At 69.4% G+C, this 25,447-nt stretch carries 27 protein-coding genes; 14 read left to right on the forward strand and 13 right to left on the reverse strand.

Annotated features, from left to right (window positions below):
- Window position 1: 1 nt before the first annotated feature.
- Complete coding sequence (gene dut / locus NDR87_RS14545) at window positions 2-496, reverse strand: dUTP diphosphatase (RefSeq protein ID WP_251911920.1); 495 nt, start codon at window positions 494-496, stop codon at window positions 2-4.
- A gap of 79 nt (window positions 497-575) precedes the next feature.
- Here dut and NDR87_RS14550 point away from each other — a divergent pair, with 79 nt between their 5' ends.
- Window positions 576-1,061 (forward strand): DUF3093 domain-containing protein, encoded by a 486-nt coding sequence (locus NDR87_RS14550; protein WP_251912627.1) that lies wholly within the window; start codon window positions 576-578, stop codon window positions 1,059-1,061.
- Between the two features lie 36 nt (window positions 1,062-1,097).
- Here the strand turns inward: NDR87_RS14550 and NDR87_RS14555 are convergent, their stop codons facing one another.
- Window positions 1,098-1,400 (reverse strand): DUF4193 domain-containing protein, encoded by a 303-nt coding sequence (locus tag NDR87_RS14555; protein WP_251911919.1) that lies wholly within the window; start codon window positions 1,398-1,400, stop codon window positions 1,098-1,100.
- Window positions 1,401-1,847: 447 nt separating this feature from the next.
- Here NDR87_RS14555 and cei point away from each other — a divergent pair, with 447 nt between their 5' ends.
- Window positions 1,848-2,528: an envelope integrity protein Cei gene (gene cei / locus NDR87_RS14560; protein WP_251911918.1), complete on the forward strand. Its 681-nt coding sequence runs from the start codon at window positions 1,848-1,850 to the stop codon at window positions 2,526-2,528.
- On the opposite strand, the gene NDR87_RS14565 is transcribed toward cei, so the two are convergent.
- Window positions 2,525-3,457 carry an inositol monophosphatase family protein gene (locus NDR87_RS14565; protein ID WP_251911917.1) on the reverse strand — a complete coding sequence of 311 codons (933 nt, stop codon included), beginning with the start codon at window positions 3,455-3,457 and terminating at the stop codon, window positions 2,525-2,527. The two genes, cei and NDR87_RS14565, sit on opposite strands and share 4 nt — an antisense overlap.
- A gap of 142 nt (window positions 3,458-3,599) precedes the next feature.
- Between NDR87_RS14565 and ppgK the strand changes: the two genes are divergently transcribed.
- The gene (gene ppgK / locus NDR87_RS14570) at window positions 3,600-4,358 is read left to right on the forward strand and encodes a polyphosphate--glucose phosphotransferase (protein WP_251911916.1); all 759 of its coding nucleotides are present in this window, start codon (window positions 3,600-3,602) and stop codon (window positions 4,356-4,358) included.
- 213 nt (window positions 4,359-4,571) lie between these two features.
- Window positions 4,572-5,969, forward strand: coding sequence for an RNA polymerase sigma factor (locus tag NDR87_RS14575; protein ID WP_251911915.1), 1,398 nt, complete (start codon window positions 4,572-4,574; stop codon window positions 5,967-5,969).
- A gap of 65 nt (window positions 5,970-6,034) precedes the next feature.
- Here NDR87_RS14575 and NDR87_RS14580 read toward each other — a convergent pair whose 3' ends face one another.
- Window positions 6,035-6,910 carry an LLM class F420-dependent oxidoreductase gene (locus NDR87_RS14580; protein ID WP_251911914.1) on the reverse strand — a complete coding sequence of 292 codons (876 nt, stop codon included), beginning with the start codon at window positions 6,908-6,910 and terminating at the stop codon, window positions 6,035-6,037.
- A 166-nt stretch (window positions 6,911-7,076) separates the two neighbouring features.
- On the opposite strand from NDR87_RS14580, the gene NDR87_RS14585 reads away from it, so the two are divergent.
- From NDR87_RS14585 to NDR87_RS14595, 3 genes are all read left to right on the forward strand, one after another.
- Window positions 7,077-8,672: a Na+/H+ antiporter gene (locus NDR87_RS14585; RefSeq protein WP_251911913.1), complete on the forward strand. Its 1,596-nt coding sequence runs from the start codon at window positions 7,077-7,079 to the stop codon at window positions 8,670-8,672.
- Window positions 8,673-8,763: 91 nt separating this feature from the next.
- Window positions 8,764-10,344, forward strand: a complete 1,581-nt coding sequence (locus NDR87_RS14590) for a sodium:proton antiporter (protein ID WP_251911912.1) — start codon at window positions 8,764-8,766, stop codon at window positions 10,342-10,344.
- Window positions 10,345-10,653: 309 nt separating this feature from the next.
- A complete protein-coding gene (locus NDR87_RS14595; RefSeq protein ID WP_251911911.1) occupies window positions 10,654-11,445 on the forward strand; it encodes an MHYT domain-containing protein in 792 nt (263 codons plus the stop codon).
- On the opposite strand, the gene NDR87_RS14600 is transcribed toward NDR87_RS14595, so the two are convergent.
- The 3 genes from NDR87_RS14600 to NDR87_RS14610 all read right to left on the reverse strand — a co-directional run bounded on the left by NDR87_RS14600 (window position 11,442) and on the right by NDR87_RS14610 (window position 14,048).
- Window positions 11,442-11,765 (reverse strand): hypothetical protein, encoded by a 324-nt coding sequence (locus NDR87_RS14600; protein WP_251911910.1) that lies wholly within the window; start codon window positions 11,763-11,765, stop codon window positions 11,442-11,444. The two genes, NDR87_RS14595 and NDR87_RS14600, sit on opposite strands and share 4 nt — an antisense overlap.
- Before the next feature lie 103 nt (window positions 11,766-11,868).
- Window positions 11,869-12,639: an ethanolamine ammonia-lyase subunit EutC gene (gene eutC / locus NDR87_RS14605; RefSeq protein ID WP_251911909.1), complete on the reverse strand. Its 771-nt coding sequence runs from the start codon at window positions 12,637-12,639 to the stop codon at window positions 11,869-11,871.
- Window positions 12,636-14,048 carry an ethanolamine ammonia-lyase subunit EutB gene (locus NDR87_RS14610; RefSeq protein ID WP_251911908.1) on the reverse strand — a complete coding sequence of 471 codons (1,413 nt, stop codon included), beginning with the start codon at window positions 14,046-14,048 and terminating at the stop codon, window positions 12,636-12,638. Before NDR87_RS14610 ends, eutC begins: the two co-directional genes overlap by 4 nt.
- A 248-nt stretch (window positions 14,049-14,296) precedes the next feature.
- Here NDR87_RS14610 and NDR87_RS14615 point away from each other — a divergent pair, with 248 nt between their 5' ends.
- Window positions 14,297-15,055: a rhomboid-like protein gene (locus NDR87_RS14615; RefSeq protein WP_251911907.1), complete on the forward strand. Its 759-nt coding sequence runs from the start codon at window positions 14,297-14,299 to the stop codon at window positions 15,053-15,055.
- A 211-nt stretch (window positions 15,056-15,266) separates the two neighbouring features.
- Here the strand turns inward: NDR87_RS14615 and NDR87_RS14620 are convergent, their stop codons facing one another.
- The 3 genes from NDR87_RS14620 to NDR87_RS14630 are packed head-to-tail and all read right to left on the reverse strand — an operon-like array spanning window position 15,267 to window position 17,408.
- Window positions 15,267-16,526, reverse strand: a complete 1,260-nt coding sequence (locus NDR87_RS14620) for a cation:proton antiporter (protein ID WP_251911906.1) — start codon at window positions 16,524-16,526, stop codon at window positions 15,267-15,269.
- Between the two features lie 4 nt (window positions 16,527-16,530).
- A complete protein-coding gene (locus NDR87_RS14625) occupies window positions 16,531-17,013 on the reverse strand; it encodes a cation:proton antiporter regulatory subunit (RefSeq protein ID WP_251911905.1) in 483 nt (160 codons plus the stop codon).
- Between the two features lie 14 nt (window positions 17,014-17,027).
- Window positions 17,028-17,408, reverse strand: coding sequence for a DUF952 domain-containing protein (locus NDR87_RS14630; RefSeq protein WP_251911904.1), 381 nt, complete (start codon window positions 17,406-17,408; stop codon window positions 17,028-17,030).
- A gap of 351 nt (window positions 17,409-17,759) precedes the next feature.
- Here NDR87_RS14630 and NDR87_RS14635 point away from each other — a divergent pair, with 351 nt between their 5' ends.
- A complete protein-coding gene (locus NDR87_RS14635) occupies window positions 17,760-17,954 on the forward strand; it encodes a hypothetical protein (RefSeq protein ID WP_062504947.1) in 195 nt (64 codons plus the stop codon).
- Window positions 17,955-18,043: 89 nt separating this feature from the next.
- Here the strand turns inward: NDR87_RS14635 and NDR87_RS14640 are convergent, their stop codons facing one another.
- Window positions 18,044-18,784, reverse strand: coding sequence for a TetR/AcrR family transcriptional regulator (locus NDR87_RS14640; protein ID WP_251911903.1), 741 nt, complete (start codon window positions 18,782-18,784; stop codon window positions 18,044-18,046).
- 121 nt (window positions 18,785-18,905) lie between these two features.
- Between NDR87_RS14640 and NDR87_RS14645 the strand changes: the two genes are divergently transcribed.
- Together NDR87_RS14645 and NDR87_RS14650 are read left to right on the forward strand one after the other, a co-directional pair.
- A complete protein-coding gene (locus tag NDR87_RS14645) occupies window positions 18,906-20,672 on the forward strand; it encodes a DEAD/DEAH box helicase (RefSeq protein ID WP_372494159.1) in 1,767 nt (588 codons plus the stop codon).
- A gap of 1 nt (window position 20,673) precedes the next feature.
- On the forward strand, window positions 20,674-21,231 hold the full coding sequence (locus tag NDR87_RS14650; RefSeq protein ID WP_251911901.1) for a hypothetical protein: 558 nt from the start codon (window positions 20,674-20,676) through the stop codon (window positions 21,229-21,231).
- A gap of 64 nt (window positions 21,232-21,295) precedes the next feature.
- Here NDR87_RS14650 and NDR87_RS14655 read toward each other — a convergent pair whose 3' ends face one another.
- Complete coding sequence (locus NDR87_RS14655) at window positions 21,296-21,862, reverse strand: class I SAM-dependent methyltransferase (protein WP_251911900.1); 567 nt, start codon at window positions 21,860-21,862, stop codon at window positions 21,296-21,298.
- Window positions 21,863-21,917: 55 nt separating this feature from the next.
- Here NDR87_RS14655 and NDR87_RS14660 point away from each other — a divergent pair, with 55 nt between their 5' ends.
- Window positions 21,918-22,742, forward strand: coding sequence for a helix-turn-helix domain-containing protein (locus NDR87_RS14660; protein ID WP_251911899.1), 825 nt, complete (start codon window positions 21,918-21,920; stop codon window positions 22,740-22,742).
- A 1-nt stretch (window position 22,743) separates the two neighbouring features.
- On the opposite strand, the gene NDR87_RS14665 is transcribed toward NDR87_RS14660, so the two are convergent.
- Window positions 22,744-23,484 (reverse strand): SDR family NAD(P)-dependent oxidoreductase, encoded by a 741-nt coding sequence (locus NDR87_RS14665; protein WP_251911898.1) that lies wholly within the window; start codon window positions 23,482-23,484, stop codon window positions 22,744-22,746.
- A 107-nt stretch (window positions 23,485-23,591) separates the two neighbouring features.
- On the opposite strand from NDR87_RS14665, the gene NDR87_RS14670 reads away from it, so the two are divergent.
- Both NDR87_RS14670 and NDR87_RS14675 read left to right on the forward strand, forming a co-directional pair.
- Entirely contained in the window at window positions 23,592-24,194 is a 603-nt protein-coding gene (locus NDR87_RS14670; RefSeq protein ID WP_251911897.1) for a TetR/AcrR family transcriptional regulator, read from the forward strand.
- 555 nt (window positions 24,195-24,749) lie between these two features.
- Complete coding sequence (locus NDR87_RS14675; protein ID WP_251911896.1) at window positions 24,750-25,286, forward strand: DUF3558 family protein; 537 nt, start codon at window positions 24,750-24,752, stop codon at window positions 25,284-25,286.
- Window positions 25,287-25,447: the final 161 nt, after the last annotated feature.

A 25,447-nucleotide genomic window follows, 5' to 3' on the forward strand; every position in this document is an offset into this window, starting at 1 on the left:
GTCATGCCTCCTTGCCGACCGGACCCGCCTCCGACGGCGCGACCAGACTGGCGTGGCCACCACTGGAGCCGTAACCGCCTGCGCCGCGCGAGGTTTCGTCGAGCCGATCGACCTCAATGAAATCCACCAGTTCCACCCGCTGTACCAGCAATTGCGCGATCCGGTCGCCCCGCCGCAGCTCGATAGGGGTACGCGGATCGTGATTGATCAGGCACACCTTGATCTCACCGCGGTATCCGGCATCGACCGTGCCGGGGGTGTTGACGATCGACAGGCCGGTCTTGGCCGCCAGGCCCGAGCGCGGATGAATCAGGCCCACCGTGCCGATCGGGAGCGCCACGGCGATCCCGGTGCCCACGAGCACCCGCTCGCCCGGCTCCAGGATGACGTCCTCGGTGGTGCACAGGTCCACGCCCGCGTCGCCCGGGTGTGCGCGGGTGGGCACGGGGATGCCGGGATCGAGCCGCAGCAGTTGTATGGGTGGAATACCGGTCACGTACAGCGAGCCTACGCGTTCGTGTCGTCGAGTACTGACCTAGTCTGATGTCGTGTCCGACCCGTCTCCCCAGGTGATCATGCAGCCCACCGAAACCACCGCCCCCGTCTACACCGAGCGCCTGTGGGTGCCGCTGTGGTGGTGGCCCGTCGGCCTGGCCATCACCGGACTGCTGGCGGCCGAGATCCACATGGGCGCGCCGGGCATTCGGGCCTGGCTGCCGTATGTGCTGCTGTTCCCGATTCCGGTGTGGGCCCTGCTGTGGCTGAGCCGCCATCGGGTGGAGGTCGCCCGCGATGCGACGGGAACGCTGGAATTGCGCGCCGACCGGGCGCATCTGCCGGTAACGTATGTGGCCCGGGCGACTGCCGTACCCGCCAGCGCGAAGAGCGCGGCGCTGGGCCGCCAGCTCGACCCCGCCGCCTATGTACAGCACCGGCCCTGGATCGGACCGATGGTGCTACTCGTCCTGGACGACCCGGATGATCCGGCTCCGTACTGGCTGGTCAGTACCCGCAAACCGGATCGGGTCCTGGCCGCGCTCGGCGTACCGAGCGCGGGCTGACGAATAACCCGTTTGTAGAAAGGTGTTCCGAGCCCCTCAGGCCGCGCAGTCCATGCAGATCAACTGACCGCCCGCCTCACTGGCGAGCCGGCTGCGGTGGTGAACCAGGAAGCAGCTGGAGCAGGTGAACTCGTCGGCCTGCTTCGGGATCACCCGGACCGAGAGCACTTCCTCGGACAGGTCCGCGCCGGGGAGCTCGAACGACTCCGCGGTATCGGATTCGTCGATATCCACGACGGCGGACGCGGCCTCGTTGCGACGAGCCTTCAGCTCCTCCAGCGAGTCCTCCGACACGTCGTCGGTTTCGCTGCGCCTCGGTGCGTCATAGTCGGTTGCCATGTCGTCTTCCCCTCGTCCTTACTCCGTATATCCCGGACCGGCTCCCTCCGCACCGATTCCTGGCGGGAATCGGCTCGGCGAGTACCGCCCCGCCGTGGTGTACGTCACGTGTACACCGGCCGCCGACCGGGCCAGATCTCGAGGATCCGTACCGGATCGCGCTCGGACAACGCAGGGCATGCCCTGGTTGTTCCCGAAAACGATCTGCTGATTCACACCAGTCGATTCGAATCGGGCCGCCAGACAATAGCGGACGGGGCGGCAAAAGTCGCAATCAAAACACAAGCGATCCGAAACCGACAGGCAATCGTCATCCCGCACGGCCGGTGATCGCCATTCCGTGCCCCACAGCGCGGGGAATCGTTACCAGGGCGATATCCAGCTCACCATCGGCACGTCAGGCGTCCGCATGCGCGATCGAGGCCGATCAACTCGTAAGGTGTGCGTGTGGTTTCACTGATCACCGAAGGCAGCGCAGTCGACGACAAGGGGCGGCCGTTCCTGCGCCGCCGCTACCAGCCCTGGGTCGCCATGGTCGCGATTCTGGCTCTGATCTGCGCGATCGTGTGGATCAAGGCGCTGACGACGGAGGGTAAGAGCCAGGCGGCGATGGCCTGCAACTCACCGGCCCCCGCCCAGGACCCCAACGCGCCGCAGCAGCCCGCGCCGCTGGGTCAGCGGGTGTCCTCCTCGCGCCTGCACGATGTCCAGCCCGCGCCGCTGGCCCAGTCGCGGGTGCGCGTCTACAACGCGTCGGGTCAGCGCGGCCTGGCCGAGCACATCGCCTCCCGGCTCAGCGACTACGGGTTCGCCAGCCCGCCGCCGCCGGTGTTCGCCAACGATCCCGTCTACGTCAACGGCGATCTGGAATGCACCGGTCAGCTCCGCTTCGGGGTGAAAGGCCGCCCCGCCGCGGCCTCGGTCCAGCTGATCGCGCCCTGCGCGGAGTTGATCGAGGACCAGCGCACCGACGATTCGGTCGATCTGGCCCTGGGCTCGCTGTTCGGCAACGACCTGCGCCCCGGCAACGACGCCGAGGAGGTGTTGAAGGCGCTGAAGAACCCGGCCCCCAACGGCCCGGGCATCGACTCCAGCCTCCTCGACGCCGCCCGCCGGGGGCACTGCTAGTTCTCCGGAATCGCCTCGGTCACCCCGAGGCGCTCGAACAGCGCGAGCAGTTCGTCGGCGATGCCGGGCGCGACCGCCACCGTCAGCTCCCCCGTCTTGCTCACCGAGCCCGGCGGGGGCAGCACCAGCCGCGCCCCCGCCTCCGCGGCGATCAGCGCGCCCGCGGCCCAGTCCCAGGTGTTGAGCCCGTGTTCGTAGTGGGCGTCGGCCTGGCCCGAGGCGACCATGCACAGATCCAGCGCGGCCGAACCGATGCGGCGGATGTCGCGCACATGTGGCAACACCTCGGCGACGAGGCTCCCCTGCCGGGCGCGCCGGGCCGAACCGTAGCCGAATCCGGTGGCGACCAGGGCCATGCCGAGCGAGTCGACGGCGGTGCAGCGCAACGCACTCGGCGAACCGTCCGGTTCGATGCGCTCGGCCCCCGCACCCAGTCCGGCGCTGTAGGTGACCGAGCGCGCGACATCCACCACGGCCCCGGCCAGCGAACGCCCGGCACGCATCGCCGCGACCGACACCGAATAGGCCGGGATGCCGTACATGAAGTTCACGGTGCCGTCGATCGGATCGACCACCCACACGATCTCCGCGCCGCTGCCGTCCAGACTGCCCCCACCTTCCTCGCCGAGCACCTGTTCACCGGGCCGTTGGTCGGCCAGCAACCGGCGGACGAGCTGCTCGGTCTCGGTGTCGACCACGGTGACCGGATCGGTCGGCGTGCTCTTGGCCTGCACGGCGTCCACCGCGCTCCCGCCGCCGAACACCTCGGGGCGGCGGGCGCGCACGTGCGCGGCGGCGGTCTGTGCGAGATGGATTGCAACACGGCGCAATTCGGCGATTTCGGCGGGATCGAACGGCCGCGCGGCGGCGGACTCGGAAGCGGGGACTGCGGCGGGGGCGGAGTGGTTCGATTCGGGCACGACATCCATCGCAGCACAGATCGCCCCGAGCGCGCATTAGGCTTGTCGGGCACGACACAGATCGGTTCGTCGAGCAGCCCAACACACAACGCCGTGTAACGTGCCGCGCGCACTTGTTTCGCTCGGCAGCACAGGGAACGAGGAGTCTGGAATGTCCGCTCGGGGACACGCATTCGGAATCGATATCGGGGGCAGCGGCGTCAAGGGCGCGGTGGTGGATCTGGACACCGGCAATCTGGCCCACGACCGCATCAAGATCGCCACCCCGCAGCCGTCCACCCCGAATGCCGTCGCCGAGACCGTCGCCAAGCTGGTCGCCCAGGCCGATTGGGACGGCCCGGTCGGCATCACCATGCCCAGCGTGGTGGTCAACGGCATCGTCCGCACCGCCGCCAATATCGACAAGAGCTGGATCGACACCGACGCGGCCAAGTTGTTCTCCCTCGCCCTGGGCGGGCGCGATGTGGTGGTGCTCAACGACGCCGACGCGGCCGGGATGGCCGAGGACCGCTTCGGCGCGGCGCGCGATGTCTCGGGCCTGGTCATGCTGCTGACCTTCGGCACCGGCATCGGCTCGGCGCTGCTGTATCACGGCACGCTGGTGCCCAATACCGAATTCGGCCATATCGAGGTGAAGGGCAAGGAGGCCGAGCACCGGGCCGCCTCCTCGGTGAAGGAGCGAAAGAACCTGTCCTACAAGCAGTGGGCCGCCGAGGTCACCAAGGTGCTGGTGACCCTGGAGAACCTGCTGTGGCCCGATGTGATCGTCGCCGGGGGCGGCATCAGCCGCGACGCCGACCACTGGATCCCCTTGCTGGCCAACCGGACTCCGGTGGTCGCGGCCCATCTGAAGAACACCGCCGGGATCGTCGGCGCGGCCATGGCGGTGCGGGCCGGGGTCGCCCCCTGAGCCGTTGAATGCCGTTTACCATTCGAGAATGCTCATGTCACCAGCGAGGTGTAGACACGAGCATTCCGTTTCGGTCGTTACAATGGAACGCATGACCGGCGGTAGGCCGGAACCGACACCGGCACGAGAGCCGGATGACCCCCCGACAGAACCGCTCCGCCGGAAGTTTCACTCTGGCGTGACGCCGCACGAGACCGTCACGAAAGGGCGTACGTGGTAGCCACGAATACCCGACAGACCGCCGAATCGGCCGAAGCCGCCGACTCCGCAGAAAGCCCCATCGCAGCACGGCCGGTCAAGAAGGCTGCCGCCAAGAAGGCTCCGGCCAAGAAGGCCGCCGCTAAGAAGGCACCGGCCAAGAAGGCCGGCGCCAAGGCCGCAGCCAAGAAGGCACCGGCGAAGAAGGCCGCGGCCAAGGCCGCTCCGGGTGCCGAGGGCGAGGTCGAGGAGAACCTCGACGACGAGTCGCTGGATCTCGACGATCTCGGTGATATCGACGTCTCCGAGGACGACCTGGCCGAGGAGGCCGATCTGGTCGACGAGGAGGACGAGGAAGAGGTCGCCGTCGAGGAGGCCGAGGACGAGGAGGCCGACGAACCTTCCGAGAAGGACAAGGCCTCCGGCGACTTCGTCTGGGACGAGGAGGAGTCCGAGGCGCTGCGCCAGGCCCGCAAGGATGCCGAGCTCACCGCCTCCGCCGACTCGGTTCGCGCCTACCTCAAGCAGATCGGTAAGGTCGCGCTGCTCAATGCCGAGGAGGAGGTCGAGCTCGCCAAGCGCATCGAGGCCGGGCTCTACGCCACCGAGAAGCTGCGTGAGTTCGCCGAGAAGGGCGAGAAGCTGCCCGTGGCGACCCGCCGCGATCTGCAGTGGATCATGCGCGACGGCAATCGCGCCAAGAACCATCTGCTCGAGGCGAACCTGCGCCTGGTCGTCTCGCTGGCCAAGCGGTACACCGGCCGCGGTATGGCGTTCCTGGACCTGATCCAGGAAGGCAACCTCGGCCTGATCCGCGCGGTCGAGAAGTTCGACTACACCAAGGGTTACAAGTTGTCGACCTACGCCACGTGGTGGATCCGCCAGGCCATCACCCGCGCGATGGCCGACCAGGCCCGCACCATCCGCATTCCGGTGCACATGGTCGAGGTCATCAACAAGCTGGGCCGCATCCAGCGCGAACTCCTGCAGGACCTGGGCCGCGAACCCACGCCCGAGGAGCTCGCCAAGGAAATGGACATCACGCCGGAGAAGGTGCTGGAGATCCAGCAGTACGCGCGCGAGCCCATCTCCCTGGACCAGACCATCGGCGACGAGGGCGACTCCCAGCTCGGCGACTTCATCGAGGACTCCGAGGCGGTCGTCGCGGTCGACGCGGTGAGCTTCACCCTGCTGCAGGACCAGCTCCAGTCCGTCCTCGAGACCCTCTCCGAGCGCGAAGCGGGCGTCGTCCGCCTCCGCTTCGGCCTCACCGACGGCCAGCCCCGCACCCTCGACGAGATCGGCCAGGTCTACGGCGTCACCCGCGAACGCATCCGCCAGATCGAGTCCAAGACCATGAGCAAGCTCCGCCATCCGAGCCGCTCGCAGGTTTTGCGGGACTACCTGGACTGAGTTTCCCCACCGTGGAACGGGCCGCCGAGCTTCTGCTCGGCGGCCCGTTCTTCGTCGCGACGGACCTACCCGAGTTCGGCGAGTCGCCGCATGGTCGGGGCCATGGTGTCGATCCAGGCCGCCGGGGAGCCGCCCCGCGGGATGACCACGGCCTCGTGCACGCCGAGTTCGGCGTAATCGGCCATCGCGCGGAGGAATTCGTCGCGGGTGCCGGTATCCGGTCGCGGGCTGACGGGGACGATCGTGATGCGGATCTCGTCGTAGTCGCGGCCCACCTGATCGCAGTGTCGCCGCAGCACGTCGAGTTTGTGCCCGACCTCGGCGGGGGACGCGGCGACGAAGTTGCAGGCATCGCCGTATTGCGCGACCAGCCGCAGTGTCTTGCGCTCACCGCCACCGGCGATGAGCACCTTGGGGCGGCGGATCGGCTGCGGTGAGCACAGCGTCTCGGTCAGCTGATAGTGCTTGCCCCGAAAGGGCCCGTCGCACTGCGGATCCCACATCCGCGCACAGATCCGCAACGTCTCCTCCAACCGCTCGAACCGCTCCGCGGTCGCGGGAAAGGGCACGCCGAGCCCGCGATGCTCACGCTCGAACCAGGCGGCCCCGAGCCCCAACACCGCCCGGCCACCGGAGAGCACATCGAGCGTCGTCACGATCTTGGCGAGCAGTCCCGGATGCCGATAGGTCACCCCGGTGACGAGCATCCCGAGCCCGATCGTCGAGGTGTGCGCCGCCAGAAATCCGAGCACCGTGTACCCCTCGAGCATGGGCGATTCCGCGGGCAACCCGGTCAGCTCGATCTGAAAGTAGTGATCCTGCACCGACAACCAGGCCGCCCCCGCCGCCTCCGCCGCGGCACCGACCCTGGCGAGCTCACCCGCGATGGCGGCGACACCACCCTCGATATCGAAAACGGGCAGGTGAACACTGAATTCCATGAAAACCCCAGGTATGTTCGCAGCTCGGTCCAGCGGCAGATCGCCGTCCGGATTGTCCATCATCATGAGCCGCGGCAGCAGGACGACGGCGAAGACACGATCGACGACCGCGCCGCGCCGCGCCGGTCGGTGACATCCTGGGGCGCCGTCAGCAGACTGGGGCGTTGTGGACCAGTTGGTATTGATTTTCTTGCTGGCGTTCGCGTCGATCCTGGCGCAGCCGTTGGGGCGGCGGGTGGGGTTGGCGCCCGCGGTGTTGATGACGGTCTTCGGGCTGGTGCTGGCCGTGATTCCGGCGGTGCCGAGTATTGCTGTCGAGCCGGAGCTGATTCTGCCGCTGGTGCTGCCGCCGCTGCTGTACGCCTCGGCGCGGCGAACGTCGTGGCAGCAGTTCGCGGCCAATGCGGGGCCGATTCTGCTGCGGGCGGTGGGGTTGGTGATCGCCACCGCCGCGGCGGTGGCGGCGGTGTTTCACGCGTGGTACCCGGGTCTGCCGCTGGCGGCGGCGTTCGCGCTGGGCGCGGTGGTCGCGCCGCCGGATCCGGTTGCGGTGAGCGCCATGGCGACTCGGCTGGGGTTGCCGCGGCGCCTGGTGGCCATGCTCGAGGGTGAGGGGCTGTTCAACGATGTGACCGCCGTGGTGCTCTACAACGTAGCCGTGCAGGCCGTGGTGACCGGGCACTTCTCGGCCTGGCGGACCGTGGGCGAATTCATCCTCTCGGCGGTGGTGGCGATTGTGGTCGGCGTCGTGCTGGGCTGGGCGGGCAGCCGCCTCATGCGCCGCCTGGGGCAGGCCACCTGGCAGGTGGCGCTGGGGCTGCTGCTGCCGTTCGCCGCCTACGGGCTGGCCGAGTTCTGGCACGGGTCCGCGGTGCTCGCCGTGCTCATCTGCGCGCTGTATCTGGTCGATGCCGCAACCGATTTCAGCGACAGCTCCTACCGCCTCGTCGGCGATTCGGTGTGGGAGGTCATCGATCTGCTCGTCACCGGCGTGGCGTTCGGTCTGATCGGACTCGAGCTCACAACCGTGCTGAGCGCCGCCGGGCCGGGATGGCCACAACTGCTGGGCGGAACCGCGGCCGTGATCGCGGTGGTCGTGCTGCTGCGCCTGGTGTGGCTGCTGGTCACCACGGCCGCGGCCGGACGCTGGTGGCGACGCCGGGACACCGAGGAGCCGCACACCTGGCGGGAGTCGGTGGTCACCTGGTGGGCCGGAATGCGCGGCGTGGTGACCGTGGCGCTGGCCCTGGCCGTGCCGCTGACCACCGATGCCGGGGCGGCGTTCCCGGGGCGCGACCATGTGCTGTTCATCGCCTTCGCCGTGGTGCTGTTCACGCTGCTGCTGCAGGGTCCGACGCTGTCGCTCGTCGTGCGGGCCACCCATGTGCAGGCCGACACCGAGGCCGAACGCGTCCTGGAGCGCCGGTTGTGGACGCGCATCCTGCGCGCCGAACTGGACGAGCTGGACCGGATCGCCGCTCGCGAGCAGATGCCCGAGGAGACCTATCAGCGGCTGCGTGACAACTTCGAACGCCGTCTCGCCCGTGCCGACCCCGAGGCCGCCCAGCAGATGGATGCCGAGGACGCCAAGGCGTTCGAACGCTGGATGCATGTCGGGGAGAAGATCCGCAGCATCAGCGACGAGGTCGTCGAGGCGGGCCGCGCCGAGGCCCAGGCCGCCCGCCGCGAGCCGGGTATGCCGCCGGATCTGGTCGATCGCGTCATGCGCCGACTGGACCTGCGTCCCACTACGCTGCTCTGAGAGCGATTTCACCCGGGCGCGACCGCTTTTACACCCGACGGCCTCAGCCACCCCTTGGCGCGCTCTCAGCCGCCGCCCGCAGAGTCGGGACGTGGAGAAGTTGGTCGTGGTGTTCGTGCTGCTGTTCGCGACGATCCTCGCCCAACCGCTGGCCCGGCGCACCGGACTCGCCCCCGCGGTGCTGATGACGCTGTTCGGCTGCCTGCTGGCGGTGGCGCCGTTCGTTCCGAGCACCCACATCGATCCGAATCTCATACTGCCCCTGGTACTTCCGCCACTGCTCTACGCCTCGGCGCGGCGCACGTCGTGGCGGCGGTTCGCGGCCGACCGGGGCACCCTCGCGACGACGGCCGTGGGACTGGTGGCGGCGACCGCGGTCGCGGTGGCGGCGCTGGTCTGGGCGTGGCATCCGGCGCTGCCGTTCGCCGCCGCGCTGGTGCTGGGTGCGCTGGTCGCGCCGCCGGATCCGGTCGCGGTGAGTGCCATGGCGGGTCGGCTGGGGTTGCCGCGGCGACTGGTGTCCGCGCTCGAGGGCGAGGGGTTGTTCAACGATGTCACCGCGGCCGTGCTGTACACCGTGGCGGTACAGGTGGTGGTGACCGGGCATTTCTCCGGTTGGGGCGCGCTGTGGGATTTCGCGGTCTCGGCGGTGGTGGCGGTCGCGGTCGGATTGGGTCTCGGCTGGTGCGGGAGCCTGCTCACCCGGAGACTGGCGGAGGCGAGTTGGCAGGTGGCTCTGGGGCTGCTGCTGCCGTTCGCCGCCTACGGCCTGGCCGCCGCTTGGGGCGGTTCGGCGGTGCTGGCGACGCTGCTGTGCTCGCTGTATCTGAGCGAGGCCGCGCTCGGATCCTGCGGCAGCGCATACCGTTCGATGGGCGACGCGTTCTGGGAGATCACCGAGATGCTGGTGACCGGCCTCGCCTTCGGCCTGATCGGACTCGAATTGCGTTCGGCCGCACGGGCCGTCGGTCACGAATGGCCGACCATGCTCGGTGTCGCCGCGGCGACCATCGCGGTGGTGGTGGCGCTGCGGCTGGGCTGGCTGTCGACGACCTGGGCGATGCTGCACGGGCGGTGGCGCCGCCGCGCGGCGGACGAGCCCTACACCTGGCGCGAGACCGTCGTCACCTGGTGGGCGGGGCAGCGCGGCGTCGCGACGGTGGCGCTCGCGCTGGCGATTCCGTTCACCACCGATTCCGGCGCGCCGTTCCCGGGCCGCGGCGAGATCCTGTTCATCGCCTTCGCCGTGGTCCTGTTCACCCTCCTCCTACAGGGCCCCACCCTGCCCGCGATGGTCCGGGCGACCGGCGTGCGAGCCGATCCGGAGGCCGATCGGGAGTTCGAATATCGCCTGTGGCAACGCATTCGCGAGGCACAGCTGGGCCGCCTCGAACAGCTGGCAGCCGCGGAGCGGCTGCCCGAGCACCTTGTCGACGGCCTGCGCGACGGCTTCACGGCCCGGCCGACCTTCGCCGACACCGGGCCGCACGCCGCCATCGGCACCGGCCGCACCCTGCGCGTCACGCAACGAATTCGGCGGATCGCCGCGGATATTCACGCGGTGGGCCGCCGGGAGGCGCTGACCGCCCGGCGAGAGCCCCATGCGCCGACCGAGGTGGTCGACCGGGTCATCCGGCGACTGGACCTGCGCGGCCCCGGCGACGCGGATTGATCCGCTCCCGCGCGCGCCCGGGGCACTCTCGTCGACCGGGCGGCGAATCCGCTGTGCGGCAATGCCTTCACCAAGACCGGTGCGCATTGTTTGCCCGATTGGCCCGAAACGGTCAATCCGGCTCGACCGCGAATCGCGGCGCCCGGCGCGCGACGCGCGCGCCCACGAGCTGGACTCATGCCCTCAGCAAACTCCAGCTAATTCACCGCAGAATCATGCGAGAAATGTACTGCCAGTGGATTTCTCAGTAATGTTCGGCGCTGTCCCCCTGCGATGGGTCGACAGGAACTCTCCGGGCTAGGAGTCCGCATGCTGGAGATCGACCATTTCACCTACGGCTGGCTGACACCCGCTCTGGCCTACCTCATGTCCGTCACCGGTTCGTTTCTGGCCCTGCGCTGCATGGTGCGCGCCCGCACCGGGGCCGGCTCCGGCGGGTGGATCGCCACCGCGGCCATCGCACTGGGCGGCACCGGCATCTGGGTCATGCATTTCATTGCGATGCTCGGCTTTTCGGTGCGCGATGCGACGATCCGCTACAACGTGCCGATCACCCTGCTCAGCGCCTTCATCGCGATGGCGGTGGTGTGGGTGGGGTTGTCGATCGTGGTGCAGCGCCCGGAGGAGGTGTTCGCGCTGGCGGTCGGCGGCGCGGTCACCGGCCTCGGCGTGGGCGCGATGCACTACTCCGGCATGTACGCCATGCGGACCGACGCGGCCGTGCGCTACGACTCGTGGATCGTGGTGCTGTCACTGGTGATCGCGGTGCTGGCCGCGACCGCGGCGCTGTGGTTCGCACTGCACGTGCGCGGCATCCTCGCCACGATCCTGTCGGCCATGATCATGGGTATCGCGGTGTGCGGCATGCACTACACCGGCATGTTCGCCATGCGGGCGCACGCGGCCCCGCACGTGCACATGCCCACCGGCGCACCGGCCGAACAGCTGCTCACCCCGCTCATCGTCGGCGTCGCCCTGGTCACCATGCTGCTGCTCCTGCAGGTCGGGATCACCGACGCCGACGAACCGGATCCGCGTCGCGTCCAGGGCCAGTACGCCAGCCGCTACTGGCCCAGTCGCGAGGTGAACCACCCGCACTAGCCGGTGTAGAAGTAGACCTTGCCGAGGATCGGATTGTTCTGCCCCGAAAGGCTTTCGATCGGACGCAGTTCGTGCTGCCCGCCCGCCGGATCGAGCTGATACACCCAGCCGAACCCGTGCCACGCGCTGCAGTAGATGCGGTCGGTGCCGTAGGGACTGAAGACGACTGCGAGCGCGGGGTTGGTCCAGCCCTCCACGCTCGTCGGCACCCGGAACACCTGACTGCACGGACGGAATTGGGGCTGAGCGTTCGCCATCGGCAGCGCTATCGCACCCATCGCGAGGATCACGATGCTCGAGGTGAGAATTCGGCGGATCATGCGGGTCCTCCTCCACTCGGGCGGGTTTCAGCTCCAGTGTGGGTGGCTTTCGGTGAAACCGCCTCGGCAGCAAGGACCAGACGTGGTCAACCGTAGGAGTAGTTCAACCGTCCTGTTCCAGGACGCGCGCCTGCGACAGCTCGAGGCGGTCGGAGGTGTCCTTCAGGTCGACGCCGGAGCGGCCGAGGCGGCGGGCACCGGCGATCAGGCCCGCCGCGACCTTGGCGGCCGCCGGGTAGCCGAGGCCCTCGGGTGGGTGGATGTTGGAGACGCAGTTGCGTTCGGAGTCGGCGCGGCCGGGGCGCGGGCGATGGGTCAGATAGATGCCGAGGCTGTCGGCCACCGACAGGCCGGGGCGCTCGCCGATGAGCACCAGAACGGTTGTGACGCCGAGGGCTTCGCCGATGTGGTCGCCGAGCGCCACGCGGGCCTGGGTGGCGATCACCGGCGGCGCGAGGCGGAACTCCTGTCCCAGTTCGTCTTTCAGGGCCGTGAGCATCGGGGCGCCGTGATCGAACAGGGCGCGGGGCGACAGGCCGTCGGCCAGGACGAAGCCGATGTCGGCTCCGGTATCGGCCAGCTCCGAAAACCCCTCTCCCGCAGAGATTTCCGGTAACCGGCCCAGATCCGGCCGCCGCAGATACTCCGACCGGTCCGCGGCCCGGCTGCGCACCCACACCGGCGCTCCCAGTCCGGCGGCCGCGATCCGTGCGGCGAATTCGTCCACGTCCAGCGGCTTGTGCACCGCATCGCGCGCGGCCGCGTGCGCCGCCCGGAACTCCAGCACCCGCCGCGTGGGCAGCGCGTCACCGGCCCGCCCGAGTCCGATGCGCGCCTGGGTGGTGTGGCGCAGTTCGTCCCAGAAATCGGTCATGGCGCACCCGCCAGCGCGCGCAGCGGCGAGGACAGCGGCTCGACCTCTCGGATGCGGCCCGCCGGGTCCAGCATGCCCAGCCGATCCAGCCAGGCGGCGAATTCCGGTGCGGGCCCCAGCCCCAAGGTCTTTCGCGCGTAGAGCGCGTCGTGGAAGCTCAGGCTCTGATAGCCGAGCATCACATCGTCGGCGCCGGGCACGGCGATGACGAAGGCCGCGCCCGCCGCGCCCAGCAGGGTGAGCAGGGTGTCCATATCGTCGGAGTCGGCCTCGGCGTGATTGGTGTAGCAGACGTCCACGCCCATCGGCAGTCCGAGCAGTTTGCCGCAGAAGTGATCCTCCAGGCCCGCGCGGATGATCTGTTTGCCGTCGTAGAGGTACTCCGGGCCGATGAAGCCGACCACGGTGTTCACCAGCAGCGGATCGAATTCGCGCGCGACGGCGTAGGCGCGGGTCTCCAGGGTCTGCTGATCGACCGGTCGGCCGTCGACGCCCAGGTGCGCGCCCGCGCTCAGCGCCGAACCCTGGCCGGTCTCGAAATACATCACGTTGTCGCCGACAGTGCCCCGGCGCAGCGCGCGGCCCGCGGCGTCGGCCTCGCGCAGCAGCGAAATATTCACGCCGAAGCCGGAATTGGCGCCCTCGGTGCCGGCGATCGACTGGAACACCAGATCCACCGGCGCCCCGGTCTCGATCAGTTCCAGGGTCGTGGTGACGTGGGACAGCACACAGGACTGGGTGGGGATGTCGAAGCGGGTGCGCACCTCGTCCAGCAGCCGCAGCAGATCCGCGGTGGCCCGGGGGGAATCGGTGGCCGGGTTGATGCCGATCACCGCGTCGCCACAGCCCAGCAGCAGGCCGTCCAGGACGGCCGCGGCAATGCCGCGCGGATCGTCGGTGGGGTGGTTGGGCTGCAGCCGGGTCGCCAGCGTGCCGGGCGCTCCGATCGTGGTCCGGAACGCCGATCGGACGCGGGCGGCCCGGGCGACGGCGATCAGGTCCTGGTTGCGCATGAGCTTGCTGACCGCGGCCACCATCTCGGGGGTGAGCCCGCGCGAGATCGCGGACAGCGCCTCGGCGGCATCGTCGCGGGCGCAGGCCGCCAGCAGCCAGTCGCGCAGCCCGCCGACCGTCAGATGTGCGATCGCGGCGAACGCCATGCGGTCGTGGGTATCGATGATCAACCGGGTGACCTCGTCGGACTCGTAGGGCACCACGAGTTCGTTCAGGAAGGTCGGCAGCGGCACATCAGCCAGCGCCCACTGCGCGGCCGCCCGCTCGGCATCGGATTCGGCCGCGCACCCGGCCAATTCGTCGCCGCTGCGTCGCGGGGTGGCCTTGGCCAGCAGCTCCACCAGGCCGTGGAAGGTGTAGGTGACTCCGTCGAGTACCTGCCGATACACCGTCATTCCCGTCCTCCTCCACCCGCGGCTACCGGAGGCCGATTGTGCTGGTGCGATGTTGCGGTCCGGTTGGCGAATATTGCGCGAAGATGTCGCGGCGCGCTCCCACTGTCAGGATGCGCCCGCGCGGAATCCGCGAATACGGCTGTGACCAGCGATTTTCGCTACATCGGGGGTGCGGATGTGGTATGCGACACGCCTCGGCAGGGCGGGTCGGCGGGCAGGAGCGGGCCCGGCGGGCGAGACTTACCGGCGTGGGTGCTTCCGTGCTGCATTACTACCGGTCCCCCTGGACGCGCACGATCGATCTCGGGGACGGCGTGCGCGCGGTGCGGGCCTGGTGGCATCGGCCGCCGCGCTGGTATCGGGCGCTGCGGGCCGCCCACGACCATCTCGCGGGCGCACCGGCCAGCTGCGCCTATGCGTTCACGCTGTTCGTCACGTGGTGGACGCTACGCGGTATCAGCGATTTCGCCGGGCATCGGCTGATCCTGTCGGCCTCGACGAATCTGCACAATATGCGCCGCGATCCGGTGCAGGTGCTGGTGGCGTCGGCGTTCTGGACCGAGGGTGGTTTCCCCTGGTCCACCATCCTGGGCTGCGTCACCGTCATGGCCTTCGCCGAACGTTGGCTGGGCACCCTGCGCTGGATCCTGGTCTTCGCTGCCGGCCACGTCGCTACCACCGTGCTCGTCGTCACCGGCATCGCCCACGCCGTCGCCCACGGCCTGATCCCCCTGAAGGTCACCGTGGCCGCCGATGTCGGCGCCTCCTACGGCTTCTCGGCCATCCTGGCCGCCCTCACCTACCACCTGCGCGGCCCCACCCGCCTGCTCTGGCTCACCACCCTCCTCACCTGGTACGCCCTGGCCGCCTGGCACGGCCGCACCTTCACCGACTACGGCCACCTCACCGCCGCCCTGATCGGCCTGCTCGCAGGCGCCATCGCCCTCACCTCCGCCCGCTGGTTGGAACACCTCCGCGACCACTCACACCCACCCGAGAAGCGCTGACCCACCCTGGCCCCGGCGCTGCGCGCCGGGGCCAGGGCACAGGAAGCCGCTCCGTACGCGAGGGGAAGCGACTACGTAACCGGCAACGGAAGCGGCCCATGCGCGAACACGAGCGGCCACCCGGCCCGCGCGCGGTGCCCAAGCTGCGGTCACAGCACCAGCCGAACATCCATGGCGCGCGAGTTGCCGGGTGCGCCACGGGGTTTCGGCGTCAGACCTCCCGCCCGGCTGCCCCCGCTCCCTGGCCGTGCGGCTCGATGGACTCCGCGCGAATTCCGGCCGGGCTCGATTCCATCGGGGCCGGGGGCGCGGGCTTGCGTTGGAGGAGGCGGACGGTGGGCTCGACCATGCGGGCGGCGATGGGGCCGAGGACGGCCATGAGGAGGACGTAGGCCGAGGCCAGGGCGGCGAGGTCGTTGCTGACGGCGCCTATCGAGACGGCCAGTCCGGCGATGACGATCGAGAATTCGCCGCGGGCGACCAGGGCGGCGCCCGCGCGGGCCGAGCCCAGGCGGCGGATGCCCTGGCGGTGGGCGGCCCACCAGCCGGTGCCGACCTTGGTGAGGGTGGTGACCACGGCCAGAAGCAGGGCCCAGCCCAGTACCGGTGGGATCGAGCGCGGATCGGTGTTGAGGCCGAAGGCGACGAAGAAGATGGCCGCGAACAGATCGCGCAGCGGCTCGAGCAGTTTGGCCGCGTTCTGGGCGGTGGAACCGGAGATAGCGATGCCGAGCAGGAAGGCGCCCACCGCCGCCGACACGTTCAGCGCCGAGGCGAATCCGGCCACCAGCAATGCCGCGCCCAGCAGCTTGAGCAGGAACACCTCGCGATCGGAACTGTCCACGATCGCCGACACGTACCGCCCGTACCGCAGCGCGATCACCAGCACGCAGGTGATGGCCAGCAGCGCGATCGCCAGCGAGCGCAGCCCGGCCAGATAGCCGACCCCGGCCAGGATCGTGGTGAGAATCGGCAGATATACCGCCATGGCCAGATCCTCGAACACCAGGATCGACAGGATGACCGGCGTCTCCCGGTTACCGAGCCGCCCGAGATCGTTGAGCACCTTCGCCACGATCCCCGACGAGGAGATGTATGTGACCCCACCCATGGTGACGGCACCGGTCGGGCCCCAGCCCAGGATCAGTGCCACCGCCACGCCCGGGGTCGCATTGGCGACGATGTCGACGATGCCCGCCAGCCACGATCTGCGCAGCCCGGTCATGAGCTCGGGCGCGGTGTACTCCAGCCCCAGCAGCAGGAGCAGCAGCACCACGCCGATCTCCCCGGCGACGTGGCCGAACTCCACGGCCGTCTCCAGTTCGATGACGCCCCCGCGCCCGAAGGCCAGCCCGCCGAGCAGGTAGAGCGGAATCGGAGACATCCCGAAGCGCCCGGCAACGCGCCCCAGCACTCCCAAGGCGAACAGGATGGCTCCGAGTTGGACAAGTGCTAAAGCGGTGGCAGGCACAGCATCACCCGTCGGTCAGGATCGCCAGCGCGGCGTCGAGCCCGTCGGGCGTACCGACCACCACCAGCAGATCACCCGCCGTCAGCACGAAGTCCGGCCCGGGCGAGGGGTAGACCTGCCCCGCCCGCATGACCGCGACGATCGAGGCCTTGGTCCGGGTGCGCATGCGGGTCTCGCCCAACTCCCGGCCCTGATAGGGCGAGGAGTCCGCGATCGGCAACTGCCGGGTCACGATGCCCGGCATATCGCGATGATCGGCATTGAGCTTCTCGACCAGCTGCGGCGCCCCGAGCAAATTGGCCAGCACGGCCGCCTCGTCGGTGCTCAGCGGCACCTGGGCGGCGCATGCGTCCGGGTCGTCGGGCTTGGAGATGAACAGTTCGAGACCGCCGTCGCGATGGGCGACGACGCCGATCCGGCGACCGGACCGGGCCTCGAAGTCCTTGCGTACCCCTATGCCGGGCAGCGCTGTCACGTCGACGTTCACGTCTCCACCCTAGGTCAGTCGTCCGAAATCTCCGGAAACCGGCCATCCGGACCGGGCCGGTAGTCGGTGACCCCGACCACGGCGACCAGCGGAATCGGGCCGTAAAGATGCGGGAACAGCATGGCCGCCGGATCGGTCGGCACACCCGGCTCCCAGACGACCGGCGCGCCCAGCCGATCGGGGTCCAGCCACAGCAGAACAAGATCTTCGCTACCGGCGAACAACCGGTTTGCGGGCAGGTGCACCTGCCCCGGGGCGGACAGGTGGATGAAACCCTCGGTTTCCATCGACGGGGCCCGGCGTTCACCCGTGTGACGTGCGGCTTCCCATTCGTCGCGGGTGCACATGTGAACCAGCGTGCGCGCCTTGGCAATTCGGGAATCCGGTGTGATCATGGCCCGACCATAACGTAGGTCACAGCCCCGTGGCCTCGAAGTTTGCCGAAACCGGAGTGTGAGTGTCGGTGGGCCGGGGTAATCTGCCGACAAGACAACTGGATCGGCCTGTACCCGGAGGTGGGCACCACCTGACACCCAGCTGGCCATGCTGTTCGCCTACAGCGAAACGCCTGGTCATGTTAGGGAAAACACAAAGAAACATCCCCGGGAACAAAGCCCCCGTCCCGAACGTCTGACAGAGTAGTCATTGCCACTGCTGGGAAGTAGCGGTAGCGAGCCCACGGGGGGACCGTGGGCCCCACACCCAGGCGAACGGCTTTCTGCGCCGGGAGCCAGGACGGAGGAGTCATGCCAGGAACACTGACTAGCACCCCACTGACCGCGGTCGACCGTTGCGACCGCTGCGGGGCGGGCGCGCGGGTGCGCGCAACCCTTCCCGGCGGTGGCGAGTTGCTCTTCTGCCAGCATCACGCCAATGAGCACATGGCGCGCCTGCGCGAGCTCGAGGCCGTGATCGACACGGAGTCGGCACCGGCGCTGTAATCAGCTCCTTCAGTCCGCTCGACAAGTGAATCCGTCAACTGAACATCCCACGGCGGGCGGCCCTTTCGAGGGCCGCCCGCCTCGTGCGTTCAGGCCAGGATGCCGTCGAGCAGCCGGGCCAGGCCGTATTCGAAGTCACCGTCCGGCTCGCCCGGTGCCCGATAGTGCTCCCCGACCGTCGCCCCGACCCGCGTCGACAGCGGGAACCGCTCGGCGGGCATGAGCCGAATCAGCAACGACCCGTAGACCTCCCACCACCGCGCGTCGCTCATCTGTTCCGTCTCGCGCCGCGCCGCCACCACCGTGCGGGCATTCCCGGTCGCGAACTGCGACAGCACCGCGATCACCCGGTCCATCTCCAGATCCGACAGCCCCAGCCCCGCCAGGGCCGCCAGCTGCCGCTCGTAGCGGCGTAACCGCCCGGGCCCCAACACCTGTCGCCACGGCGGCACCTCCAGCAGCCACGGATGCGCCAGCAGTTCGGCGCGCACACCCCGCGCGATCGCGGCCATCCGCTCTCGGACGGGTAGTGCGGGATCGATCGGCTCATCCTCGGCCGCGACCGCGTCGACCATGAGCATGATCAGGCCATCCTTACCCGGCACGTAGGTGTACAGGCTCATCGGCCCGAGCCCCAGCTCGCTCGCCACCGCCCGGATCGACACCCGGTCGTAGCCCTCGCGGTCGGCCAGCCCGATGCCCGCCCGGACCACCTCGTCCACGCTCACCGCCTGCTTGGGACCGCGGCCCCCAGAGCGCGGCGGCGCGACCTCACGCCAGAGCAACCGCAGCAGCCGTTCCGCCTGCGCATCGGCTGTGTCATTGGTCACGAGCCCTCCCGCCGGAATATCGGTACACTGCACGAAGTTACTCTACTCGGTACGCCGTACGAAGATTTCGAAGGGGGCCGCCCTGCCCACCACGCACGCCACCTACCTGCCCGACCGCCATCTGTTCGCGCTGTGGACCTGGACCGGCCACGGCCCGGCCGCACCCGAGACCCACGCCGGGTCCGCCGGTTCCGGGCAGTCCCGAGGCGACGAGGCAACCGTGGAACTGGTCGTCCCGTCGCTCGACGGCGGATTCACCGTGTCCCCCGTGCCCTGCCTGCTGGCCGAACCCGAACAGCTCGCGGCGACCGCCGTCCCCGAGCCCGGCGATTCGCTCACGGCGTGGCGCGGCGCCCTGACCGGTGAGCTCGCGCCCGCGCTGCTGCCGATCGCCGGGCACGCGGTGCCCAATGCCGCGGGGACCGCGGTGGTTTCGGCCGAGCGGGCCGTGCGGGCCTGCGCCGACGCACAGGCCGTCGCGGCCGAGCTGCGACAGGGACTGAAGGTCGAACTGCGGCCGTATCAGGCGCGGGGCATCGCCTGGCTGCGGGAGACCACCGCGGCGCACGGCGGCGCGGTGCTGGCCGACGAGATGGGTCTGGGAAAGACGGTGCAAGCCATCGGCTATCTGCTCGGCCGGGCGGCGACCGGGCCGCAGCTGGTGGTCTGCCCGACCTCGCTGGTCGGCAACTGGGTGCACGAGATCGAGCGGTTCGCCCCGGAGCTGCGGCCGATGGCCTGGCGCGGCGGTGACCTCGCGGCCGCGGCGGGAACGATCGTGGTCACCGGATATCCGACCGTGCGCGGGCACGGCCGGGCGCTGAGCGGGATCGACTGGACCACCGCGGTATTCGACGAGGCGCAGGTGCTCAAGAATCCGCGCACCCAGGTCGCGCGGGCGGCACGGGCCGTATCCGCGGCCGCGCGGGTGGCCCTGACCGGAACGCCGGTGGAGAACCACCTCGACGAGCTGTGGGCGCTGCTGAATCTGGTCCTCCCGCAGTCCTTCACGCACAAGGCCCAATTCCGCCGCCGGTTCGTGCGGCCGATTCACGAGGGCTCCTTCGACGCGGTGCTGCGGTTGCGCGACACCCTGGAGCCATTCGTATTGGGGCGCAAGAAGATACAGGTCGCCGCCGCGCTGCCGCCGAAGATCCACTGCGATCTGATCTGCGATCTCACCGACGAGCAGCAGCGCCGCTACGACGCACTGTTGGCGCGCGCCGAGGCGGAGGGCTTCGGCACCGGCGCCCAGCGGCACAGCCGGGTGCTGGCGGCGCTGACCGGCCTGAAGCAGGTGTGCAACCATCCGGGCCTGGTCGACGGCGAGCTGGGCGAATTGGAAGGTCGCTCCGGCAAATTCGACGTCTGCTTCGACATCGTGGCGAACAATCTCGAAGCCGGCTCGCCCACGTTGATCTTCACCCAGTACCGGCGCACCGGCGAACTGCTGGTCCGCCACTGCGCCGAGCGGTTCGGGGTGCGGGCGCCGTTCTTCCACGGTGGGCTCGACGCCGCCGAGCGCGGCGAGATCGTGAGCCGGTTCCAATCCCCCGACGGCCCACCGGTATTGGTGCTGAGCCTGCGCGCGGCGGGCACCGGTCTGACCCTGACCCGCGCCGCCGATGTCATCCACTTCGACCGCTGGTGGAATCCGGCCGTGGAGGCCCAAGCCTCCGACCGCGCGCATCGGATCGGCCAGACCCGCCCGGTCACCGTCACCACGCTCACCACCGGCACCACCGTCGAGGAACACATCGCCGCGATGCACGAGCGCAAGTCCGCGCTCGCGGATCTGGGCGGCGCCCAGGCCAATATCGTCGCCGCACTGGCCCGCCTCGACGACGATCAGCTGCTGGAGATCCTGCGCCGGAAGCGAGGCAATTGACATGCGCGACAACGAATTCGGATACACCCGCTGGGGCATGGACTGGGTCCGCCTGGCCGAACCGCTCAGCCTCACCCGGCCCGAGCCGCTGCTGCCCCGCGCCCGCAGCATCGCCCGCCACGGCGGCGTCGTCACCGAGATCGAGGGCACCACCGTCCGGGCGAGCATCCACCGGGGCGGCCAGGCCTCGGTGACCCACCTGGAATTCGAACCACTGCCCCGCGCGAGCATCACCGCGATCGCCGAACTACTGCCCGCCACCGCGGTCGAACTCACCGACGCCCACCACGACGCGCTCACCGCCGCCGGCCTCGCCCTCGCACCGCGCCTGCGCGACAGCGACTGCTCCTGCTCGGCCCGCACCCCGCGCTGCCTGCACTTCCTGGCCACCTGCTACGCCCTGGCCCGCCAGGTGGACGAAAATCCCCGCCTCGCCCTGGATCTGCAGGCATACCACCGCGACCTCACCGCCGACCCCATCACCGACGCCCCGCCCCCGCGCTGGACATCGATCGATTCCCTCGACCCCGCGACCTATTTCGCCACCCTCACCGGATGACGATCCCACCGGTCCGCGCCACCCGGCCACATGGATTCGCCGCCGGAGCGGCGAGGCAGTGGGGCTACCGCCGGTAGGCGTGGAATCGGAAGCTGCCCAACCCTTTTTCGACCCTTACATCGGTGAACCCCGCACGGGCCAGCCGCTCGGGCAACGTCTCCGGCGGCACCGGAACACAGGTATCACCCAGATGCACCAGCCGGAACGCGAACCGATCCAGCCCGTCGCTCCCGGCGAAGACCCCGCCCGGCCGCAGCACCCGGAACGCCTCGGCGAAGACGGCGTCCTGCTGGTCGGGCGAGGGCACATGGTGCAGCATCGTGAAGCTCACGACCGCGCTGAACTTGTTGTCCGGCAACGGCATTGCCGCGCCGTCTCCCTCCACCACTCGCATCCGCCCGGCGTGGCGCGCACGCAGCCGGGCGGCCAGGGCGGGATCGATCTCGATACCGGTCAGCTCGGTGGTCCGCTCCCGCAATGCCCGGACATTGGCGCCGTAGCCGGGTCCCACCTCCAGGGTGGCGTCACCGAGGTCGACGCCCTCCAGCGCCCACGGAATGATCTGGGTGGCACTGGCCTTCTCCCAGCGGGCGGAACTGCAGAGCCAGCGGTGCACGAGGTTCATCGTCATGGTCACGACGCTAGGGACCCCCGCGCGTGACCGCGAGACGCTACGCTGACAGATCGTGTCGCCAAACGGTCACGCGCCCCTGCTGCCCGCCACCACCGGCCCGACCGCCATGGTGCTCGGCGCGAGCACCCTGCCGGCGGGCCACTGGTTCGACACCCATCGGCACCCGCAGCACCAAATCGTCTGGGCCTCACGCGGAGTGCTCGGGGTCGAGGTCGGCGGCTCCTGGGTGCTGCCGCCGACTCGCGCGCTGTGGGTGCCCGCCACGACCCCGCATCGCACCGGCGCGGCCGCCCGAGCGGATATGCGCGGCATCTTCATCGAGCCCGACCTCTGCCCGATCACCTTCCCCACCCCTACCCTGCTCCGCGTCGGCCGACTGCTGCACGAGCTGTTCGACTACCTCACCGCGGGCAGCGTCCATCCCGCTGCGGTCCAGGAAACGCCTTCTCCCGCAACCGAATTCTCGGTCGACACGACTGCCGCCGATCGCCGCCGCCGCGCCGAGGCGGTCGTCTTCGACCTCGTCGAACCCGTCGAGGTCATCCCCGTCGGCGCCCCCATGCCCGCCGACCCGCGGGCCCGCGCGGTGGCCGAGGCGCTACTGCGCGATCCGGCCGACGATCGCACCCTGGAACAGTTCGCCCCGGTCGCGGCCGCGAGCCCGCGCACGCTGGCGCGCCTGTTCCTCGCCGAGACCGCGATCGGTTTCGGGCAGTGGCGGACTCAGATCCGGCTCGCCGCCTCGCTACCGCTGCTGGCCGACGGGCTGCCGCTGAGCCGGATCGCCGAGCGGGTCGGCTACGCCACCGCGAGCGCGTATGTGGCGGCATTCCGTCGCGCCGTGGGGATTTCGCCGGGCCGGTATTTCGCGCGCTGACTCAGGCGTTGGTGCCGCTGTCGACGGTGAGCGTGGTGCCGGTGATACTGCGACCGGCGGGCGAGGCCAGGAAGGCGACCGCGGCGGCGATATCGCCGGGGCTGCCGTAGCGGCCGAGGGGGTTGAATTGCAGCTGCTGCGGCGCGTGTTCGCCGCCCGCCGGATTCATATCGGTGTCGGTGGAACCGGGCTGCACCAGATTGACCGTGATCCCGCGCGGACCCAGCTCCCGCGCCAGCGCCCGGGTGAACCCGTTGAGCGCCGACTTGCTCAGGTTGTACAGCGAGACACCGCCGAAGATCGCGCGCTCGGACAGATTGGAGCCGATGCTGATGATCCGCCCGCCCCCGGTCATATGCCCGACCGCGGCCTGCGCGGCCACGAATGCCGCACGCGCGTGGATGTTCAGCGCCTGATCGATCTCGGCGACGGTGAACTCCTCGAACGGCTTGGCCGGGAAGATGCCCGCGTTGTTCACCAGGATGTCCAGCCGCCCCAGTTCGGCGGCGGCGCGATGCACGGCCGCGGTGACCTGTTGGGCATCGACGCTGTCGGCCTGAATGGCCACGCCCCGGCGACCTCGCGCTTCGATCTCCGCCACCACCTTGCGCGCACCCTCCGCATCGCCGCGATAGGTCACCGCCACATCGGCCCCGGCCGCCGCCAGCTGACGCGCGATGGCCGCGCCGATACCCCTGCTGCCACCGGTCACGAGCGCAACACTGCCGGTCAGGTCGATCATTGGTCACTCCTCAAATTCTGTGTCGATCAGTACAAAATATCCAAGCAGAGCCGCCGAGCCGGTGTCAAGGGGTATATTTAACGATCGACACAGAAAGGAGTCCGACCATGGCCGAACGTGGCCGACCCCGCGCCTTCGACCGCGACCGGGCGCTGCGCCGTGCCATGGAGGTCTTCTGGGAGCACGGCTTCGAGGGCACGTCGATGAGCGATCTCACCGCGGCCATGGGCATCAACTCCCCCAGCCTGTACGCGGCCTTCGGCAGTAAGGAGCAGCTGTTCCGCGAGGCGGTGCGGCTCTACGGCGGCACCCACGGCGGCTACACCGCCCGGGCGCTGCGGGAGGAGCCGACCGCCCGGCGCAGCATCGAGGCGATGCTGCGCGACAACGCGGTCGCCTACGTCGAGGAGACCACCCCGCGCGGCTGCATGGTCGTGCTCGCGGGTTCGACCTACACCACCCGCAATACCGCCGTTCGCGATTTCCTCGTCGACATGCGCACGCAGACCAAGCGAGACATCCGCGCCCGCCTAGATCGCGGCGTGGTCGAGGGCGATCTGCCCCCGGACACCGATACCGCCGACCTGGCCGAGTTCTACGCCACCGTCCTGTTCGGCCTGTCCATCCAGGCCCGCGACGGAGCCGATCTGCCCCAGTTGCAACGCTCGATCGATCGCGCGATGAGCGCCTGGCCCGCGCCTGAGGACTAGGGTGTGTGTCGAATTTGTTCACTGGGTGGGGGTCGGTGGCGGCCAGCGTGGACGCCGGTTCGAGGCCCGTGGAGCCGATGATGGCGGCCGCGATGACGTTGCCATCCTTGTCGTAGACGATCTGTACCAGTGCATCGGGGCGGTTGCCGAGTGCGGCGAGCAGGTCCGCGAGCCGGTGCTTACCAGCCCCAGATCGACGTCGGCGGCGGGGTCCTGGTGCAGGGCGGGGGCCGGGTCGTTTTCGGCGTTGCGACCCAGGCGGACGATGGCGTCGCCAAGGGCAGGCTGCCGGTCGTTGGTCAGCGCCCCAGGTTCTGGGGGCGGTTCGTTTGGCTAACGAAGTCCGGGGTGCGACCGACGATCAGGGTATGAGTCCGAAAAGTCTTAAGGTTCAACAGCTCTCGCTGCGGGGTCGGGTCGCCCCTGGGAGGTATCTCGCGGCCGTGGCATGCGGGGCCGTCATGCTGGTCGCGGGCTGCGGCACCACGACGAACAGCTTTCCGGGTCCGATCGGGGCCGGGTCGGCGACCCGGGCTGCCGCCACCACGACGGCTGGTGCTGGAGAGGGTATCGGCGCCGCAACCGGCTCCGGCCGAGGTGGTCATCACAAAGTCCACGAATACGGCGGCCCCTACCATCATCGCTGAAACTACTTCCGCCACAACGGCGTCGGCTGCCGCTTCGGTGTGGGACGCTTGCTCGCTGTCGGAATCCGCGCTCTCCGCGGCGGGGTTGGATACAGCCTCCAAGACGCGCGTGCGCGACTCCGGGAACGCGGCCAACCGCGTGTGCAAGTGGCAGTCCGCCGATCAGTCCTACGAACTGGTCATCAGCGCCTCCGACAGTCTTCTCGACGATCAGCTCGCCTCTGGTCGGTACATCGATGTGCGCAGGACCCAGTACTACGGCCGGGACTTGGCCGTGTACCGCGCGGCGCAGGACACCGACAAACTCGGTTGCTACGTCGGAACGCCGGCCGCTTTCGGCAGCATCGTGTTCACGGTGCGCAACGACCGTCCCCGGAGCGGCGAGGCCGAACCATGCGCCGTAGCGAATCGTCTCGGAGCCGCGCTGTTCAGGTCGCTCCCGTAAGCCGTCACGACCGAGTTGGATTCGTTGATCATCAATTCCGTTGTCCTATAACAGATCTCGGCAGGCAAGTGCACCCCCGTACACCCTGCGCCGCGACCGCCCAATACTGTGTTATCGACATCGGGAGGGAACATCGTGTCGGACGACATCGAGACACCATC

It is taken from the genome of Nocardia sp. CDC159 (genome assembly GCF_023740735.1).
GTDB classification, from domain to species: domain Bacteria; phylum Actinomycetota; class Actinomycetes; order Mycobacteriales; family Mycobacteriaceae; genus Nocardia; species Nocardia pulmonis.